The following is a 17,152-nucleotide window of genomic DNA, read 5'->3' on the forward strand; positions in this document are numbered from 1 at the left end:
CTGAATGCCGCAGGCTATCAGTGATTTTTTAGAGAAGGGTGATCTTATGTCCAGGAATTGTTATAAACATAAATTTAAACCTGTGGAACAGGCATTTGGTGGTATTGTAAAAGTGGCTGCTGTACAAACAAACCCGCTGTTAATGGAAAAGGATGTTAATTTGAGGGGTATCCTGGATAGGTTGGACCAGTCGGCCAAAAACGGTGCCCAGTTGGTAGTATTCCCTGAGTGTGCCCTTACCGGCTATTGCTTTAATAGCAAAGAGGAAGCTATGGAATATGCTGAAACAATTCCCGGGCCAAGTGTTGATAAGATCGTTGCTGCTGCCGGGGAACTTAGTGTATATACAGTTATCGGCCTGCTCGAAAAAGATGGTGATGAGCTATACAATACTAATGTCCTGGTCGGGCCGGATGGATTAATAGGGATGTATAGAAAAACTCATGTTATATACCTTGGCGTGGACCGGTTTGTAACTAAAGGTAACCTGCCGTATAAAGTATATCCTACTAAAATTGGGTGTATCGGATTGACCATCTGCTATGACATGAGATTTCCGGAGATAAGCCGGATATTGGCTCTACAGGGTGCTGATATTATCGCCAACAGCACCAGTTTACCTGTAGGCGCCGATTCGCACCAAAGCTTGTTAATCCCCACCAGGGCACTGGAAAACAGGGTTTATGTTGTTGCCGCTGACAGGGTTGGAGAAGAGAGGAGCAACAGATTTATTGGCCGCAGTATTATAGTAGACGTAGGAGGTAAACCTTTAGCCGAAGCAAGTGGTGATAATGTGGAAATTATCTATGCAGATATTGACTTAAGCAAAGCGCGGGCTAAAAAAAGTGTCATCAAACCGGGGGAGTATGAAATGGATATATTTGGAGACAGGAGGCCTGAACTATATCAGGGTATTACTATTCCTACGGTTTAACAGGGCTTAAAAATTGAATACATCCACCATTAACCCATTGACGGTTCCGGTTTTAGCCGAAAAAAAACGTGCACTTCTTTTCGGTTACCGAGTAACCGTTATATTTTTGTACATATATGAAATCCCGCGTTCGATATTTAAAAAATTTTTAAAAACTACTTGACAAGGCAAAAAAAGTAGTCTAAACTAAAGATCAAAGAAAGTCAAAGTTAAAGTTAAGGTCAAGCCTCGGATAAAATGACTGGTTTTTTCAGGTAGGCGCCGGGCAATAAATAAACCTACAGGAGGTGTTCATTGATGAGTTTGGTCAGATGGGATCCTTTTCGTGAAATCTCCAATCTTCAGGCGTCTATCAACAAGCTTTTCGATGAAAACTTTCGCCTGTTCCGGGCCCCTGAACAAGGAGGCTTGGTTCAGGGTTGGATGTTCCCGGTGGACATTAAAGAAACAGCCGATAATATTATAATAAATGCTGAAATACCTGGACTTAACCGGGAGGATATCAAGATCAGCTTTGCCGACAACCAGTTGACCATCCGGGGCGAGCGGAAAAAAGAAATCCAGGAGGAAAACGAGCGCTTTTTGAGGTTGGAGCGCAGTTACGGTAGCTTCTGCCGGACATTTACCCTGGATGTGCCGGTTAAACCGGAAGAAATCAAGGCCCGGTACCAGGACGGCCTGCTGGAAATCACCTTGCCCAAGCAGGATGACATAAAACCCCGGGAAATAACTATTGATGTTGAGGGATAATTAATAATTATCCCGGCAGCCTGCCCGAAAAAGAGGGATCCCCCCCCTCTTTTTTTGTGTGTTCGCCCGGCATGTCTGCCGAGCCGATGGGTTGAAAGAAACCCTGTCACCCAACCAGCTGGAAGACAACCCGTAGGCAAGTGCGTCACTGGCAACGGTGGGGTCTATTGGTGCGCCGAAGGGGGGACTTGGAACATAGCGCAAGCGAACCGGAGTTGGCCTACCAGGTGGGTAACCTTGCATAAAATGGGAAAGCCCAATAGCTGGATAAGCTCAATTAATGGAGTGGATACGGCGAAGGCTGCGAATGAAAAAGATGCGGGAATGGAAGAAGTGGAAGCAACTACATAAGGGGGGCGCCGGTCAGCTTTGGTGCCGCCCCCCTTTGTCCCGTTTATTTGCGGTTGCCTTTTGGTCAACCTGTAACGCTTCATCCAGCATAACCCCGTAATCTTCAAAAGCTGCGGTTTTGGAAACCAAACCGCTGATCACATCTTGTCGCACCGCTTCGGGGGACCGGTCGAACGGGTTCCCGTAACCCCCGCCCCCGGCGGTTTCCAGTGTGATGGTGGTACCCCGGGGCACTTCCCGGGTGAACTTGCCGGGCATTTCACAGGCGTTGTCGCCCGGCAGCCTGATCAAGCAGCGGGAGGTTCGGCCCGGGCGGCCGCCCCGCAGGCCCCAGGGGCTCTGCACGTTTCTTTCGGTGCTCACGGCCACCGTGGCGTCCTCCAGAACGGTGATTTCCCGTACCAGCCCGGTTCCGCCCCTGAACTCGCCGGGGCCGCCCGAATCGGGGATCAAGCCGTATCTCTCCACCAGCAGGGGGTAATTCATTTCGATCACTTCCACCGGCGTGTTCAAGGTATTGGTCATATTCACGTGCACGCCGTCCATGCCGTCCTGGTTGTACTTGGCCCCCTGGCCACCGCCGTAGGTTTCAACGTAGGAATAATACCGTTGCCGCCGGCCGTCCTTGCCGCCGATGGTGAAATTGCTCATGCTGCCCGTGCCGGCGGCGGTCACCCGGTGGGGTACGGCCTGCGCCAGGGCTCCCAGCACCACATCGGTGATCCGCTGGGCCGTGTTGATATTGGCGTGGGCCACGGGTGCCGGGAAGCGGGGATTGACCAGGCTGCCGGGCGGGGTGATCACCTCCAGCACCCGGGCGATGCCTTCGCTGGCCGGCAAGTCGGGGTCGGCGACCGCTTTCAGGGCGTAATAGACGCAGGCCAGGGTAACCCCGCGGGTGGCGTTGACGGGGCCCTTCACCTGGGGGCTGGTGCCGGTGAAGTCCACTTTGACCAGTTCTTCACCGGTATGCACGGCGGCCGTGATTTTAACCGGGTCCCGGGTAATGCCGTCCCCTTCCAGGTAATCCGTGTATGCATAGACGCCCGCGGGGAGTTCTTTAATGGCGGCACGAATCCTGCGCTCCGCGTAATTGATGATTTCGCCCATGTAATATTGCAGTGTTTCCACACCCACCCGCATGGCCAGTTCCTGCAGCCTTTTCACCCCTACCTGGTTGGCGGAAAGCTGGGCCTGGATGTCGCCGTAAAATTCGCCGGCGGTCCTGACATTGTGCGCCAGCACTTTTAACAGGTCCTGGTTTACCCGCCCCCCGCGGCAGATTTTGACCGGGGGTATCCTGAGGCCCTCCTGGAAAATTTCCGTCGCCGTGGTGGACATGCTGCCAGGCACCGCGCCTCCCATATCCACGTGGTGGGCCAGGTTGGCCACGACGGCCAGCGGGGCATTCCCGGCAAAAACCGGCGAGATGACGCACACGTCCGGCAGGTGCGAGCCGCTGATATACGGGTCGTTGATGATTACGGCGTCCCCCGGCGCCAGGCTTTCCACCGGGAAGAATTTCAGAACCTCCTTGACCACCGTGGGCATCAACCCCAGGTGCAGGGGGATGTGTTCGGCCTGGGCCACCAGGCTTCCCTCAATTGTATATATGGCGGTGGAGCAGTCCCGGCGGTCTTTGATGTTGGGCGAAAGGGCGGTACGGGTAAGGGTGGCGCCCATTTCTTCCGCCGCGGATTGCAGGGCGTTTCTCAACACCTCAAGGGTAATGGGATCGGTATTCATGCTAGCGCACCCCTGTTTCAATGATCAGATTGCCCCAGCGGTCGCAGTGCACCCGGTCGCCGGGCCAGATAAGGACGGTGGTGTCCGGCTGGGTGATGATGGCCGGTCCCTCGATTTCCCAGCCCGGGCCCGCTTGTTGCCTGTCGTAGACCGGGACATCGCGGTACGCCCCGGAGAGATAAACCCGCCTGGTGCCGCGTATTTCGGCCCGGGCGCTTGTCGCCGGAGGCGATGGTTCAATTTTGGGCAGGGCGCCGGTGGCTACGAGGCGCAGATTGACGATTTCAACGGGCGCGTTTTCCCGGCAGTAGCCGTATTCCCGGCGGTGCCGGCGGTGAAAACGTTGTAGAATGGCTTTTAGATCGGCCTCAATGAACGGGTTGCCCGGCACCGCCAGGGTCAGTTCATGGGACTGTCCCCTGTAACGGAGATCCATCAACTTGGTCAGGGTAATATCCCGGTCCTTGAAACCCTCCCCGGCCAGGTCAGCCCGTCCCAGATGAACAAGCCGGGCAAATTGGTCGTTAACTTCCGCGCACGCGCCGGGGGTCAACTCCGTGACAAAGGTGGTGGAATAATCGCGGCGCACATCGGCGGTCAGCATACCCCAGGCCGAGGTGACCCCGGGATGGGGAGGCACCAGGATGCGGGGAATGCCCAGTTCCCGGGCCAGCTCGACGGCGTGCGTAGGACCCGCTCCGCCGAAAGGCACCAGGGTGAAATCCCGGGGGTCGAATCCCTTCTGTACCGAGACCACGCGCATGGCCCGGACCATGTTGGCGTTGACCACTCTGATGATGCCCTCGGCCGCTTGTTCCACCGCCAGCCCGAGGGGCCCGCCGATTTTTTCCCGAATGCACCGGACGGCCCGCCCGGAATCGATGCCGTTGATGCCGGCGAAATCCGCCGGGTCCAGCCTGCCCAGCGCCATGTTGGCGTCGGTAACGGTTGGTTCCTCTCCGCCTTGGTTGTAGCAGGCGGGTCCGGGCACGGAACCCGCGCTTTGCGGGCCCACCCGCAGGGCGCCGCCGGGGTCCACCCAGGCGATGCTGCCTCCCCCGGCGCCGATGGTATGGATGTCCAGCATGGGCAACCGCAGCGGGTGGCCGCCGATGGCGCCCTCCGTGGTGAAGCGTGGTTCCCCGTTGTGGATGAGGCAGATGTCCATGCTGGTCCCGCCCATGTCCGCGGTAATCAGGTTCTTGTGCCCGGTCAGGCGGGCCAGGTGCACGCCCGCCAGCACACCGCCCGCCGGGCCGCTCAACACGGTGCGGGCGCTTTGTTCCCGGGCCAGGGAAGAGGTGATGACCCCGCCGTTGGACTGCATGATATACAATGCCCCGTTCACACCGGTGGTACTTAAATCCTGTTCCAGGCGAGCGATGTAATGATCCACCCGGGGCTTGACCAGGGCGTTGACCAGGGTGGTGCTGGTGCGTTCATATTCCCTGAACTCGGGCAAAATTTCCGAGGATATGGTGACGGACAGGCGGGGCAATTTTTGCCGCAGGGCGTTTTTCAGCAGTATTTCGTGTGCCGGGTTGATGTACGAGTGCAGCAGGCACACCGCCACCGACTCCACCCCGGCCTGTTCCAGCTGTTCGATGATCAGGTCGATTTCTTCATCCCGGGGCTTTACCTTAACGGAGCCGTCGGCCAGCACGCGCTCATTTATTTCCAGCACCATGTGCCGGGGTAGCAGGGGCGGCGGCTTTAAAGCCCAAAAGTTATATAAATGCGGGCGGTTTTGCCGGCCGATGAAAATGACGTCTTTAAACCCCCGCGTGGTAATGAGGGCGACGCGCGCCCCTTTTTGTTCCAGGATGGCGTTGGTGGCCACCGTGGTGCCGTGCAGCACCAGGTCTATTTCCCGCGGATCGAGGGAGAATTTTTGGGTAATATTTTCAATGCCTTTCAGGATGGCCCGGGACGGGTCGCCGGGGGTGGACGGCTCCTTGGCGATATATAGTTCGCCGTTATCTCCCAGCAGGCAAAAATCCGTAAACGTGCCTCCGGTATCAACGGCCAGTTTACAGGCGGTCAATTTCGATCAGCCTTTCATTTCGTTTTTGGATAAACCCTGGGGTCCGCATCCAGTGCTCCACTTACTCCAACCCGCCGGATCGCCCAGCGGCATGTTATATTATTCAGGCGCTCCGGCGGGGCAAAGTTTTAGCTTGTAGCATTTGAGGCTCTCTGCCGTTTGCGCAGCGCTTCCCGTCCGGGGAGCGCCAGCGCCAGCAGCAGGCCTATCACCGGGAAAATAATCATCACCCGGAACACCGCCGGCAGGCCCCAGTGGTCGGCCACCCAGCCCAGCATGGTGGCGCCCACGCCGCCCATGCCGACGGCAAAGCCCAGGATTAACCCGGAGGCCAGGCCCACGTTGTTGGGCAGCAGTTCCTGGCTGAACACCACCGTCACGGCAAACGTGGAGACCACGGTAAACCCGGCCAGGGCCACCACTACGGGGACCCAAATGCCGCTGAGCCGGGTGAATAAGTATAATAGAGGAATCATCAGGGCCATGGAGCCGGCGACGATGTTCTTGAGCCCCCAGCGGTCGGCCGCCGGCCCGCCCACCAGGGTGCCGACCGCCCCGGCGACCAGGAAAACCGAGGTCAGGGAGGCGGCGTAGGCCTCGCTGTGGTGCAGGTAATGGATGTAATACTGGGGCAAAAAAGTAACCAGCCCCAGGTGCACCCAGGAACGCATGGTGACCACCAGTACCAGGATTACCACCGGGATAAACAAACGCAGCGCGCTTGAGGCGTTTACGACCGGGGCCGAAGCGGTCTTTTTATTCGATGCGGGTGCCGGAGCCGGGGCGGCCTGCCGGGTTTCCGTAATCCTGGAAAGATATAACCAGAGCAGCAAGGCCATAATGCCGTTCAACACAAAGAAGCCCGTCGATCCGTACAGGCCTGCAAGGCCGATGAAAAAGCTGGTCAGCACCGGGCCGGCGGCAAAACCAAGATTGCCTCCCACGGAAAAAAGGGACATGCCCGAAGCTTTGCGGTCCCCGCTGGCAAAGCGGGCGTACTTGGAACCCTCCGGGTGGTAGGCGGCGACGCCCAGCCCGCTGACCAGCGCCACCAGCAGCAATATGGAAAAATTGGGACTAAAACCGGTAAGGGACATGCCCAGCCCCGCCAACAGGCATCCCAGGGGAATCAACCAGGCGGCCCGGAAGCGGTCGCTGAGGACGCCGAAAATTGGTTGAATTACGGAAGAGATCAGGTTGAAGGCCAGCATCACTATCCCCACCTGCAGCTGGCTCAGTGCGAATATGGGCTGTAAAAACGCCAGCATCATGGGCAGCGCTCCCTGGTTGATGTCGGTAATGGCATGGCCCGTTCCCAAAAGGGCCAGCATTTTTTTATTCGTTTTCACTCTTTTGAATCCTCCGGTTTGACTTCTGTTAAATTTAAATTTCACCCCGAGGTGTTAAAAATCCTTTTTATATTGTCCGGTGCCGGGGCAGGCCTTCCCGCGGGCGGGTTGAATTATTTCAGGCAGCCGGGAACCCGGACTTCATATTGTAATTTTTAACTGGTGGTGACAAAAAGTAGTTGCCAAAAGAACTGACATTGAGTATAATTTAAGAAAGTTACATATTGCACAAATTAAATTGCCCCGGCCCCGTTAGGGGGGGACTTTTAGATCAGATGAGGAAGGGGGGAAATTTTTAAGTTGGAAGTTGCACAAAAATGTAGGGGCAAAGAGCAGAATCGAAAGTGATCTATTTCACTATATTTGGCAATTATATTGTTAATTATTTAACAAATAACGATCGGGTTTAAAGTTTTAATTTTGATCTTGAAGGGTGGGTTGTTAAATGAATAACACCACACAGGCGACCGTCGGCGCTCCCGCCAAGGTTGAACAATTAAAAAGCCTCTCCGAAGAATGGCGCAGGATTGCCTTTGCCATACTGGGTATCGCTTTATTTGCACTTTTCTATTTTCTGCCTGAACTGCCGCCGGCAATTGATCCATCTGGAAAATCGTTTGAATTGTCCCGGGAAGCGCAACTGTCAATCGGACTTTTCCTGCTGGCCGGAATATGGTGGGTGTTTGAAGTAATACCAATCGGTGTAACCAGCCTCACTATCGGTGTTGTGCAGGCGGCCTTTATGATCCGCCCGGCCAAGGAAGCTTTTGCGACTTTTATGGACCCTTCGGTACTGTTTATCCTAGGTTCGTTACTGCTTGGCATTGCTTTTACCAAGGCAGGGGTCACAACCCGGTTGGCTTTCAAGATGTTGTCCATCGTAGGCGAAGATTCCCGTAAAATTTTGCTGGGTGTGTACATGGTAACCATGGTGTTGACCCTGGTCATGGCTCATACCGCGGTTGCGGCCACCATGTTCCCGCTGATGCTGGTCATCATGAGCATGTACGGTAAAGAGGACGTGCCCAGTAATTTTGGTAAAGCGATGTTCATCGGCATGGCGTACGCCGCCGGAGCCGGTAGTATGATCACCCTGCTGGGGGCGGCTCGTGGCCCGGTGGCACTGGGATTTTTCAAGGAATTCACCGGAATCAACATTGGCTTTCTTGAGTATACCCTGACCATGGCACCCTTCGGCATCGTGATGGTATTAATAACCTGGTTCCTGTTGTGCTATGTGTTTTTTAAGCCGGAGCAGAAACAAATTGCCGGGTTGAAAAGGAAAGTGGAAGAAGTTTACTCGCAGATGGGTCCCATGACGGGGAAAGAAATTTTTGTTATCGTCCTGGCCCTGGCCGTGGTGGCCATCCTGGCTACCCAGCAGTTTATTCCTGCCATTAAGGACATGAACAGGAGTATCCCCATGCTGGTGGCGGCCATCATCATGTTCCTGACCAAACTTTTCACCGTGGAAGACCTGGAAAAGAGCGTCCCCTGGAATATTGTGCTGCTGTTCGGCGGAGCCATGAGCATCGGCACCGCGCTGTGGGTGACCGGAGCCGCCGAGTGGATGGCCGTGCATTGGCTGGCTATGTTCCAGAACGCCCACTGGCTGATTTTTGTGGTGGCCATCGCTTTCCTGGTAATCGTAATGACCAACTTTATTATGAACGTGGCGGCTATCGCCATTACCCTGCCGGTGGCCCTTGTCATCGCGGGGTACCTGGGCGTCAACCCGTACCTGATTCTGTACGCTTCCCTGGCCATGGCCGCGCTGCCCTATATGCTGCTGGTGGGGGCGGCGCCCAACGCCATTGCGTACCAGTCGAAGCAATTTACCCCGGGTCAATTCTTTATGGTCGGTATCCCGTTCACTATCCTGGCACTGGTCATGGTGGCCATATTCGCACTGGTGGTATGGCCCCTGCTGGGCATCCCGGCCCTGGTCAAATAACAAAACGGAAAATAACGAATTCGCCCCGGTTGCCGGGGCGTTTTTCTTTAGAGCGGGTATTTTTCTCATTCTTCCTCGCCGGTTTCAAAACCCAGGCGCTTGATCACCCGGTCCAGTTTTAAAGTGACAATGGCCAGTACCACCGCCACCAGCATAGGGGTATACATGCCCGCCCCGATACCGGTACCCACTCCGGCGGTGAGCCAGATGCTGGCTGCGGTGGTAAGCCCGCGCACGCGGTTTTTCTCCTTGAAAATGATTCCCCCGCCGATAAACCCCACTCCGGCGACGATCTGGGCGGCGATCCTGGATGGGTCCATGTTGCCGTACTGCGGTAATCCCACGAATTCCGTAAACCCGTAGGCGCTGATGATGGTAAACAGCGCCGCGCCCATGCTGACCAGGGCGTGGGTGCGCAACCCGGCGGGTTTGTGCCTTTTTTCCCGCTCCAGCCCCAGCAGGATGCCCGCGAAAAAGGCCAGCACGATTCTGAGTAGCAATTCGCCATGAAAGTTCAAATTAATCACCCGGAGATAGTTGTTTTTATATTGTTTCCCCGGGGAACCTTTAATCCTCTACAAATTTTCGCCAGTCACCGCCGGGTACCGGAATGCCGATTTTTCTTATATATTTCTCGCGGTGGGCAGGACAAACGTAAACCCTGGCCCGGATTTTCCGGTCCAGTTCGGGGACAACCACTTCACGTTCCACCCGTTCATACAGGTTGTCCGGGTGACCGGGGGCGATGAAATCCTCCAACCGGTCAAGCACAGCCGTTACGGGCGATGTTTTCGTAAATTGCAGAACTTCACCGCGGGTTGTCCCGCCATCCTTCTCTATTAGCATGGGATAGCCGCAGGGCAGGTGGTAAAGTGTTCCCGTGATCAAGGCGGGGTAACCTCGAATGATTTCAGCCTCGATCAGATGGCGGTTTGACATTCCCTGAAGCAGGGTACCGTAGACAAAATACCACAAAAACAGTTCCCCCTCATGCTTTACAATTAGGCGGGTATGGTTTGTTCAATATTGTAGCTTAACCTTCTGAGACACCTGTTTTGGTAATTAGCTGGATCAACTTAATGTAGGCCTGGTGGATGTTCCGGGAATTTTTAGCCAGCACCGGGCTGATAAAGGCCAGGATCAAAACGTACAGCGCGGCAAAGGCGGGCAGTGTGCTGTTTACCCCGGCGGACGCGGCCAGGCTGGCGGTGATGATGGCAAATTCGCCCCGGGCGATAATGGTGAAAGCGACGTTGAAACCGCGCTTGCTATTGTACCCGGCGATCCAGGAGGCCAAAAGGCCGGTGATGACGTTGCCGGCCACGGTCATGAGCACGGCCCCCACGGCAATGTAGACGGCGTCGCCAAACAGGCGGTAGTCTATTTCCAGGCCGAAGGAAAAGAAAAACACCGCGCCGAACAGGTCCCGCATGGGCGTGATAAATTGGATGACTCGCTTGGAGTGCACCGTTTCCGCCAGCACCAGGCCCAGCAGCAGCGCTCCGATGGCCTCGGCGATATGAATGGTTTCCACCAGCACGGCGGTCAGCAGCAGCATGGTGAAGACGATGACCACGAATGTTTCCGCCGGTTTGACGGGCAGCCTGGGCTCAACCAGCGCCCCGATGCGCCTGCCCAGCACGATCACCAGGAGGATAAAGACAATTATCAGCGCGATGCCGGGGATGATCTCCAGCGCCTCTACGTCCCCGCCGCCCGAGAGCAGGCTGGACATTACCGAGAGGTAAACGGCGAGAAACACGTCCTCAAAGACCATGATCCCCAGGATAAATTCCGTTTCCGGGTTGGCCGTCCTTTTCAAATCAACTAACAGTTTGGTGATAATGGCGCTGCTGGAAATGCCGGTAATCCCGGCCACCACGAACGCCTCGGCCCAGCCCTGGAATACGATCCAGCCAAAGGCCAGGCCCCGCAGGAAATTCAAACCCACGTAAACGGTTCCGCCTTTGAACAGGGATAAGCCGGCGGCGGCCAGTTTGCCGGCGGAAAATTCCAGGCCGAGGTAAAACAGCATCAATAAAACACCCAGCCGGGACAGCAGGTCGATTGATTCGGTTCTCTGCACCACGGCTGTAGAGAATCCGAATATTTCCGGGGCGTGGGGGCCGACAAGGATGCCCGTGAGAATCAGAAAAGGAATGGATGAAAATTTAAGCTTGTTGGAAATATAAATGGCCAGGCTGATAAATGCGAACGCTAGCCCCAGGTTTAAAATAATATCGGAACTCAACTGCCATCTTCCTCTGCGTGGCCTTTTTGCAGCATGTCTTCAAACAGGTCCATTTTTTCTTTTATGCCGGCGGCCACGATGGTATGCCCCGGTGTAAAAATATACGACGGGCCCGGGTTGATCCGGGCATGCCCTTTGCGGCCCCTGAGTTTATCTTCGATTACAGCGATGACGATAATACCGTGGTTTTTGCGCAGTCCCAGGTCGCCGATGCTTTTGCCCGCCACCCGGGAATTCTCCTTCACTTCCAGCCATTCAATGCGCAGGTCGGCCACGGCGGTTTCCAATTTTTCCAGCAGCCGGGGCTGGTAAAAGGAGCCGCTGATAATTGACCCGACCTGCCTGGCTTCCTGGTCCGTCATGGTTACGGAACTGAGGGCGTCGTCCTCCCCTTCGGGGAAATGGTATACTTCCCTGGTGCCTTCGTCGTGAATGACGATAACCACCCGGTCGCCGTTATCCAGGCTGACTTCGAATTTTTTGCCCAGCCCGGGCAGTTCGGCTTCCTTGATCGTTGACATAGCCGGCCTCCTGTATTGAAAAATATTTATAAACAAAGGGGCGGGAATCCCCGCCGTTTATTTTTTGACCGCATTTACACCGGCATCCTTGATAATTTTCATTACCTGGTTCATCATTTCCTGGAACGTGTTCTGCGCATCCGAAAAGGCTTTGATTGTCCTGTTTTCCATGAATTTAAGCTGCACCTGTTCGAATTCCCTGGTCTCGTCCGGGGTCATGGATTCGCCTTTTTTTTGTTTTTCCTTTTGCAGTTGCTGCAGCTCATGAAATCTTTTCAACAAGGACTGGGCGTTGGGGTCGCCGATCATGGCCCTTTCGGCTTGCTGAACATTCTTGAACTCTTCCGACTCGATAATACTTTTGCCCAGCTCCGCCGCCTTTTCAAACACTTCCTTGGACATCGAATCCCCTCCCTAAGATTGCAAGTTGGTTTGTTATCCCTGGATTGAGGGCTGCCGGTTCGGAATAACTGAAAAACAGCGCACAGGAGTATTATAACACGGTGGTACAAGTATCAATAGCTTAGTTTAAATTACCCATGAAAAAATATTAAATTGATTAACAGCAAAAACATTATAGCGGCAGGCGATCCGGTGGATTTCTGGAGCGAATGGAGAACTGGGTGCGGTGCTTGCAGTAAAGATCAGGTTCAACAGCGCTTTTGTTTTGATATAATTATGGTTGCTTGAACAATAAAATTATGCAAGTTAAGTTTTACTGCAAAATATTGAAATGGGAGATGAGTTATGCTTAGAGATTATATACTGTTTGACCTGGACGGAACTTTGCTGGATTCGTTGCCGCTGATTGAGAAATCTTTTCGCCACGCGTTCAAACAGTTTCAAATACCGTGGAACAACGGGGCGGTAATGAAGACGGTGGGTCTGCCCCTGCGGGACGCCTGCAGGCAATTTGCCGGTGAAAGGTGGCAGGAATTTTTTGATTGTTATATCCAGTATCAATTAACCATACACGATAAGTTTATCCGGGTTTTCCCCGGCGCCCTGGAAACCCTGGACCAAATCAAACCGCTGGTCAAGGGGATGGGCGTGGTAACTTCCAAGCGCCGCGTCATGGCCCGGCGCGGTATTTCTGTCACCGGACTGGACCGCTACCTGGACCACCTGGTTACCCTGGAGGACGTGGAAAAACCCAAACCGCACGCCGAGCCCGTGCTGCGTGGCCTTCAAAAGTTCGGGGCCAATCCCGGCCAGGCTGTTTACGTGGGGGACAGCTACTTTGACATTGAATCCGGGCGCAACGCCGGTGTTCTTACCGTTGGGGTGACCTGGGGCATGGCCACCCGGGATGAACTGGAGGATGCCGGGCCGGACTTCTTGGTGAATACCTGGTCCGAGATGGTTGAAGTGCTGACTGTCAACCGGCGGCGCCTGTTTTAGTCCACCAATTCCACCCACTCGGCCATCAATTCTTCCAGCTCCGCGCGGAATTGTTCCAGGGCGGAGCTTTTTTGCCGGTATGTGGCGTGGTCGTTGTATACTTCGGGCAGGTAGAGTTCCCGCTCCAACCGGTTTATTTCTTCTTCTTTGGAGGCAATCGCCCGTTCCAGTTCCAAAGCGCGGCGTTGCCTCTTTCTTTCCTCCCGTTGGATTTCCTTGCGCTGCAGGTACTCTTTTTTTCCCCCGGTTATAACCCGTTCTTTTAGTTGCCGGGTTTCGGCCTGCCCGGCTTTTCTGCTCCGGTAATCATCAAAATTGCCGTAATAAATATTGACGCCGTCCGGGGTGAGTTCAACAATCCGGGTGGCGATTTTATTGATGAAGTAACGGTCGTGGGACACGAACAGCAAGGTCCCCGGGTAGTTCAAAAGCGCCTCCTCCAGCGCCTCGTTGCCCAAAATATCCAGGTGGTTGGTGGGTTCGTCCAGCAGTAAAAAGTTGGCCCGGCTACAGATCAGCTTGGCCAGGGCGAGCCTGGACCTTTCGCCTCCGCTGAGATCGCCCACATTTTTAAGCGCATCCTCGCCGCTAAACAGGAACCTGCCCAGCACTGTGCGTACCGTTTGCTCGTCCAGGTGCGGGTATTCGTCCCACAGCTCGTGCAGCACCTGTTTTTCTTCCACCAGGTTCTTTTGCTCTTGCTCGTAATAGCCGGCGGACACGTGGTAACCCTTGCGGATCGTCCCTTTCAGGGGAGGCAGCAGCCCCGCGATCGTCTTCAGCAGGGTGGTTTTTCCCGTGCCGTTGGGGCCCAAAAGAGCCACCCGCTCGCCGCGGTGAATGCTGAAAGTGATATTTTGTCCCACCGGCTTGTCCCGGTAGCCGATGCTTAAATTTTTGACTTCCAGGACCATTTTCCCGCTCTGCCGGTCCGCGTCCAGGGATATGGCCATTTTTTTATCATTGACTGCCGGGTTTTCCAGGGGCTTGATTTTTTCCAGAAGTTTAAGCCTGCTTTGGGCCCGCCCCGTTGTTGACGCCCGGGCGATGTTACGCCGGACAAAGTCCTGCAGGCGGGCGATCTCTTCCTGCTGCTTGCGGTACTGCCTGGCCCGGCGCTCCAGTTCCTCCGCTTTTAACACCAGGAAGCGCGAGTAATTGCCGCTATAGCGGGTCAGCCGGGCAAATTCAAGCTCGTAAATGGTGGTGGCCAGCGCGTCCAGGAAGTAGCGATCGTGGGAAACGGCCAGAATGGCCCCGGGGTAGGCCTGGAGGTACCTTTCCAGCCAGCCCAGGGTATCCATGTCCAGGTAGTTGGTGGGCTCGTCCAGGATCAATACGTCCGGTTTGGTTAAAAGCAGTTTGGCCAGGGCCAGGCGGGTTTTTTCACCGCCGCTGAGCCGGTCCACGGGCATGGTGTAATATTCTTCGCCGAAATTCAATCCATGCAGCACGCCGCGAATGGCCGCTTCATACTCGTAGCCGCCGTTCCTGCCGAAGCTTTCCCGCAGGGCCGTATATTCTCCGGTTGTTTGTTGCAGCAGACCGGGGTCGGAAGCGATTTCCGGGCGCCCCATTTTAATTTCCAGCGCGCGCAGTTGTTTCTCCTGTTCGATCAGGTCGGTAAATACGGACAGCATCTCATCCCATACCGTTCGGCCCGGGGACAACCCCCCGTTCTGGGCCAAAAAGCCAATGGTAACCGTTTTGGGCCGAATCACTTCCCCGGCATCGGGCTGCATCCGGCCGGTGAGGATTTTCAGCAGGGTGGACTTGCCGGCGCCGTTGCGTCCCACCAGGCCCACCCGCTCGCCTTCCCGGACGGTCAGGGTCACGTCGTTTAAAACCTGCAGGTCGCCGAAAGATTTGGAAATATGAGCTCCCTGTAAAACAATCATCCCATCATCACTCCCGTACCCATCAAGTTTACCTTATTCAGACGGGTGTTAACGACTGCTGTCATTATGAATTTTAGATTAAGTTTTAGTTAACATTGTTGACAATAATTAATCACGTTTTAATATGCATTTAACAAAATATTAATATAGTTTATATTAATATAGTGCTGAACGGAAATCCATGATTAAATGGGAGGACATTATTGATGCTTTTTAAAAAGAAGGATATTTTTTTTGAAACCCTTGTAGAAAGCGCAAACAATTTAAAAGAGGCTTGCAACCTGTTTCAAGAAGAAATCAGCAATCTCCGGCAGGTGGAACTGTACGCCGAAAGAATCAAGATTCTCGAGGACAAGGGGGACGAGCTTACTCACAGAATTATTCACGCATTAAATAAAACTTTTATCACGCCGCTGGAAAGGGAGGATATACTCGGCATAGCTATTGAGATGGATAATGTTGTGGATGGAATTGAAGCCGTCGCCGACCGCATGGACTTGTACAAGGTCACCGAGGCCGACGATTACATCAAGCTGTTTGCCCAAATGATTGTCAACAGTGCGGACGAAATTGTTGCCGCTATAAATTTGCTGGCACAGAAAAAGCTGCAGGAAATGATGCGGCACATTTATAGAATAAACGAACTGGAAAACGAAGCGGACCAGTTGCTCAGGGAATGCATTATGACCTTGTTCGAAGAATACAAAGACCCGATCATGATTATCAAGAAAAAAGAATTGTATGAAATGTTGGAAGGGGTTACCGATGCTTGTGAGGACCTGGCAAACATATTAGAAGCATTGCTGATGCGCAACTCGTAAAGGAGAATCAAGCATGGAATCTTCAATTGTTCTGGTTGCCGTTGTAGTAATCATGGCCCTTTCTTTTGATTTTATCAACGGCTTTCATGACACCGCCAACGCCATTGCCACCTCCGTATCCACGAAGGCTTTAACACCGCGGGTGGCCATTCTTCTGGCCTCGACCATGAACTTGATCGGAGCGTTAACCTTTACCGGGGTGGCCAAGACAATCGGCGGCAAAATTGCCGATCCGTTTGCGCTGGAAAACGGGTTGTTCATTGTTTTGGCCGCGTTGACCGCGGCCATCGCCTGGAATTTAATTACCTGGTACTACGGGATTCCCAGCAGTTCTTCCCATGCTCTCATCGGCTCATTAACCGGGGCGGTAATTGTCGCAGCCGGTTTTTCAGGAGTTAATTTCAAAGGTTTTTTAACCATATTACAAGCTTTGATTCTATCACCTTTTGCCGCTTTTGGCGTGGGCTATATCATTATGACGACCCTGCGGTTTATCTTTAAAAACGCCAATCCTCAAACGGTAAACCGGGGCTTCAGGTCGATGCAGGTTTTAACCGCGGCTTTCCAGGCGTTCAGCCATGGGACCAATGACGCCCAAAAATCCATGGGGATTATCACCTTTGCGTTAATTGCGGGGGGATTTCATCAAACCCTGGATATACCTTTCTGGGTAAAAATATCCTGCGCGCTGGCCATGGCTTTGGGCACGTCGGCCGGTGGCTGGAAAATTATTAAAACCGTCGGTTCCAAAATCATCAAGCTTCAGCCCATCAGCGGTTTCGCCTCCGATTTCACGTCGGCAACGGTGATTATCGGCGCAACCGTGCTGGGGCAACCGGTGAGCACCACCCATGTGATCTCTTCCGCCATCATGGGTGTGGGCTCGGCAAAAAGGATTTCCTCTGTAAAATGGCTGACCGCTCAGAAAATGGTGACCGCATGGATCATAACTTTACCGGTAACAGCCGTGTTGGCCGGGCTATCCTACCTGATTATTTCGGTTTTCTTATAGGCCGGATTATTACTTTTAGGACTTTTAGTTTGCGATTAACGTGTAGTTTTTGTGTTGCCCCGGATGATGCGGGCTAAAAAATAATAATAATAATATGATTATTAAGATGCCTTTTTTCAC

15 protein-coding genes are annotated in these 17,152 nt (G+C 54.0%); 6 read left to right on the top strand and 9 right to left on the bottom strand.

Annotated features, from left to right (window positions below; translation table 11 throughout):
• Positions 1-4 precede the first annotated feature (4 nt).
• Complete coding sequence (locus IT084_RS12855) at positions 5-934, top strand: carbon-nitrogen hydrolase family protein (RefSeq protein WP_195713303.1); 930 nt, start codon at positions 5-7, stop codon at positions 932-934.
• Between the two features lie 297 nt (positions 935-1,231).
• Positions 1,232-1,684, top strand: a complete 453-nt coding sequence (locus IT084_RS12860; RefSeq protein WP_195713304.1) for an Hsp20/alpha crystallin family protein — start codon at positions 1,232-1,234, stop codon at positions 1,682-1,684.
• Between the two features lie 363 nt (positions 1,685-2,047).
• Here the strand turns inward: IT084_RS12860 and IT084_RS12865 are convergent, their stop codons facing one another.
• The 3 genes from IT084_RS12865 to IT084_RS12875 form a co-directional block, all read right to left on the bottom strand.
• The gene (locus IT084_RS12865) at positions 2,048-3,781 is read right to left on the bottom strand and encodes a hydantoinase B/oxoprolinase family protein (protein ID WP_195713305.1); all 1,734 of its coding nucleotides are present in this window, start codon (positions 3,779-3,781) and stop codon (positions 2,048-2,050) included.
• Between the two features lies 1 nt (position 3,782).
• Positions 3,783-5,825, bottom strand: a complete 2,043-nt coding sequence (locus IT084_RS12870) for a hydantoinase/oxoprolinase family protein (RefSeq protein WP_195713306.1) — start codon at positions 5,823-5,825, stop codon at positions 3,783-3,785.
• 128 nt (positions 5,826-5,953) lie between these two features.
• Positions 5,954-7,174, bottom strand: a complete 1,221-nt coding sequence (locus IT084_RS12875; protein ID WP_195713307.1) for an MFS transporter — start codon at positions 7,172-7,174, stop codon at positions 5,954-5,956.
• A gap of 445 nt (positions 7,175-7,619) precedes the next feature.
• On the opposite strand from IT084_RS12875, the gene IT084_RS12880 reads away from it, so the two are divergent.
• Complete coding sequence (locus IT084_RS12880) at positions 7,620-9,128, top strand: SLC13 family permease (protein WP_195713308.1); 1,509 nt, start codon at positions 7,620-7,622, stop codon at positions 9,126-9,128.
• A gap of 65 nt (positions 9,129-9,193) precedes the next feature.
• On the opposite strand, the gene IT084_RS12885 is transcribed toward IT084_RS12880, so the two are convergent.
• Genes IT084_RS12885 through IT084_RS12905 form a run of 5 tightly spaced genes read right to left on the bottom strand, consistent with a single transcriptional unit; the run spans position 9,194 to position 12,302 of the window.
• Positions 9,194-9,646 carry an MgtC/SapB family protein gene (locus tag IT084_RS12885; protein WP_207744579.1) on the bottom strand — a complete coding sequence of 151 codons (453 nt, stop codon included), beginning with the start codon at positions 9,644-9,646 and terminating at the stop codon, positions 9,194-9,196.
• A gap of 49 nt (positions 9,647-9,695) precedes the next feature.
• A complete protein-coding gene (locus IT084_RS12890) occupies positions 9,696-10,103 on the bottom strand; it encodes a gamma-glutamylcyclotransferase family protein (protein WP_195713310.1) in 408 nt (135 codons plus the stop codon).
• Between the two features lie 58 nt (positions 10,104-10,161).
• Positions 10,162-11,379: a cation:proton antiporter gene (locus IT084_RS12895; protein ID WP_195713311.1), complete on the bottom strand. Its 1,218-nt coding sequence runs from the start codon at positions 11,377-11,379 to the stop codon at positions 10,162-10,164.
• On the bottom strand, positions 11,376-11,900 hold the full coding sequence (locus tag IT084_RS12900; protein WP_195713312.1) for a cation:proton antiporter regulatory subunit: 525 nt from the start codon (positions 11,898-11,900) through the stop codon (positions 11,376-11,378). The genes IT084_RS12895 and IT084_RS12900 overlap by 4 nt, the downstream gene beginning before the upstream one ends.
• 57 nt (positions 11,901-11,957) lie before the next feature.
• A complete protein-coding gene (locus tag IT084_RS12905) occupies positions 11,958-12,302 on the bottom strand; it encodes a YlbF family regulator (protein ID WP_195713313.1) in 345 nt (114 codons plus the stop codon).
• Positions 12,303-12,647: 345 nt separating this feature from the next.
• Here IT084_RS12905 and IT084_RS12910 point away from each other — a divergent pair, with 345 nt between their 5' ends.
• Complete coding sequence (locus tag IT084_RS12910) at positions 12,648-13,301, top strand: HAD-IA family hydrolase (RefSeq protein WP_195713314.1); 654 nt, start codon at positions 12,648-12,650, stop codon at positions 13,299-13,301.
• Here IT084_RS12910 and IT084_RS12915 read toward each other — a convergent pair.
• A complete protein-coding gene (locus IT084_RS12915; protein WP_195713315.1) occupies positions 13,298-15,199 on the bottom strand; it encodes an ABC-F family ATP-binding cassette domain-containing protein in 1,902 nt (633 codons plus the stop codon). The two genes, IT084_RS12910 and IT084_RS12915, sit on opposite strands and share 4 nt — an antisense overlap.
• Before the next feature lie 206 nt (positions 15,200-15,405).
• Between IT084_RS12915 and IT084_RS12920 the strand changes: the two genes are divergently transcribed.
• Complete coding sequence (locus tag IT084_RS12920) at positions 15,406-16,020, top strand: DUF47 domain-containing protein (RefSeq protein WP_195713316.1); 615 nt, start codon at positions 15,406-15,408, stop codon at positions 16,018-16,020.
• Positions 16,021-16,033: 13 nt separating this feature from the next.
• Positions 16,034-17,032, top strand: a complete 999-nt coding sequence (locus IT084_RS12925; RefSeq protein WP_195713317.1) for an inorganic phosphate transporter — start codon at positions 16,034-16,036, stop codon at positions 17,030-17,032.
• The last annotated feature ends 120 nt before the right edge of the window (positions 17,033-17,152 follow it).

The sequence above is a fragment of the Desulfallas sp. Bu1-1 genome (assembly GCF_015594625.1).
Classification (GTDB): Bacteria; Bacillota; Desulfotomaculia; order Desulfotomaculales; family Desulfallaceae; genus JADNRQ01.

Coding starts and splice junctions, on each gene's coding strand:
- IT084_RS12910 (WP_195713314.1), top strand. CDS start 12,648: ATGCTTAGAGATTATATACTGTTTGACCTGGACGGAACTTTGCTGGAT.
- IT084_RS12900 (WP_195713312.1), bottom strand. CDS start 11,900: ATGTCAACGATCAAGGAAGCCGAACTGCCCGGGCTGGGCAAAAAATTC.
- IT084_RS12920 (WP_195713316.1), top strand. CDS start 15,406: ATGCTTTTTAAAAAGAAGGATATTTTTTTTGAAACCCTTGTAGAAAGC.
- IT084_RS12905 (WP_195713313.1), bottom strand. CDS start 12,302: ATGTCCAAGGAAGTGTTTGAAAAGGCGGCGGAGCTGGGCAAAAGTATT.
- IT084_RS12855 (WP_195713303.1), top strand. CDS start 5: ATGCCGCAGGCTATCAGTGATTTTTTAGAGAAGGGTGATCTTATGTCC.
- IT084_RS12860 (WP_195713304.1), top strand. CDS start 1,232: ATGAGTTTGGTCAGATGGGATCCTTTTCGTGAAATCTCCAATCTTCAG.
- IT084_RS12865 (WP_195713305.1), bottom strand. CDS start 3,781: ATGAATACCGATCCCATTACCCTTGAGGTGTTGAGAAACGCCCTGCAA.
- IT084_RS12915 (WP_195713315.1), bottom strand. CDS start 15,199: ATGATTGTTTTACAGGGAGCTCATATTTCCAAATCTTTCGGCGACCTG.
- IT084_RS12880 (WP_195713308.1), top strand. CDS start 7,620: ATGAATAACACCACACAGGCGACCGTCGGCGCTCCCGCCAAGGTTGAA.
- IT084_RS12925 (WP_195713317.1), top strand. CDS start 16,034: ATGGAATCTTCAATTGTTCTGGTTGCCGTTGTAGTAATCATGGCCCTT.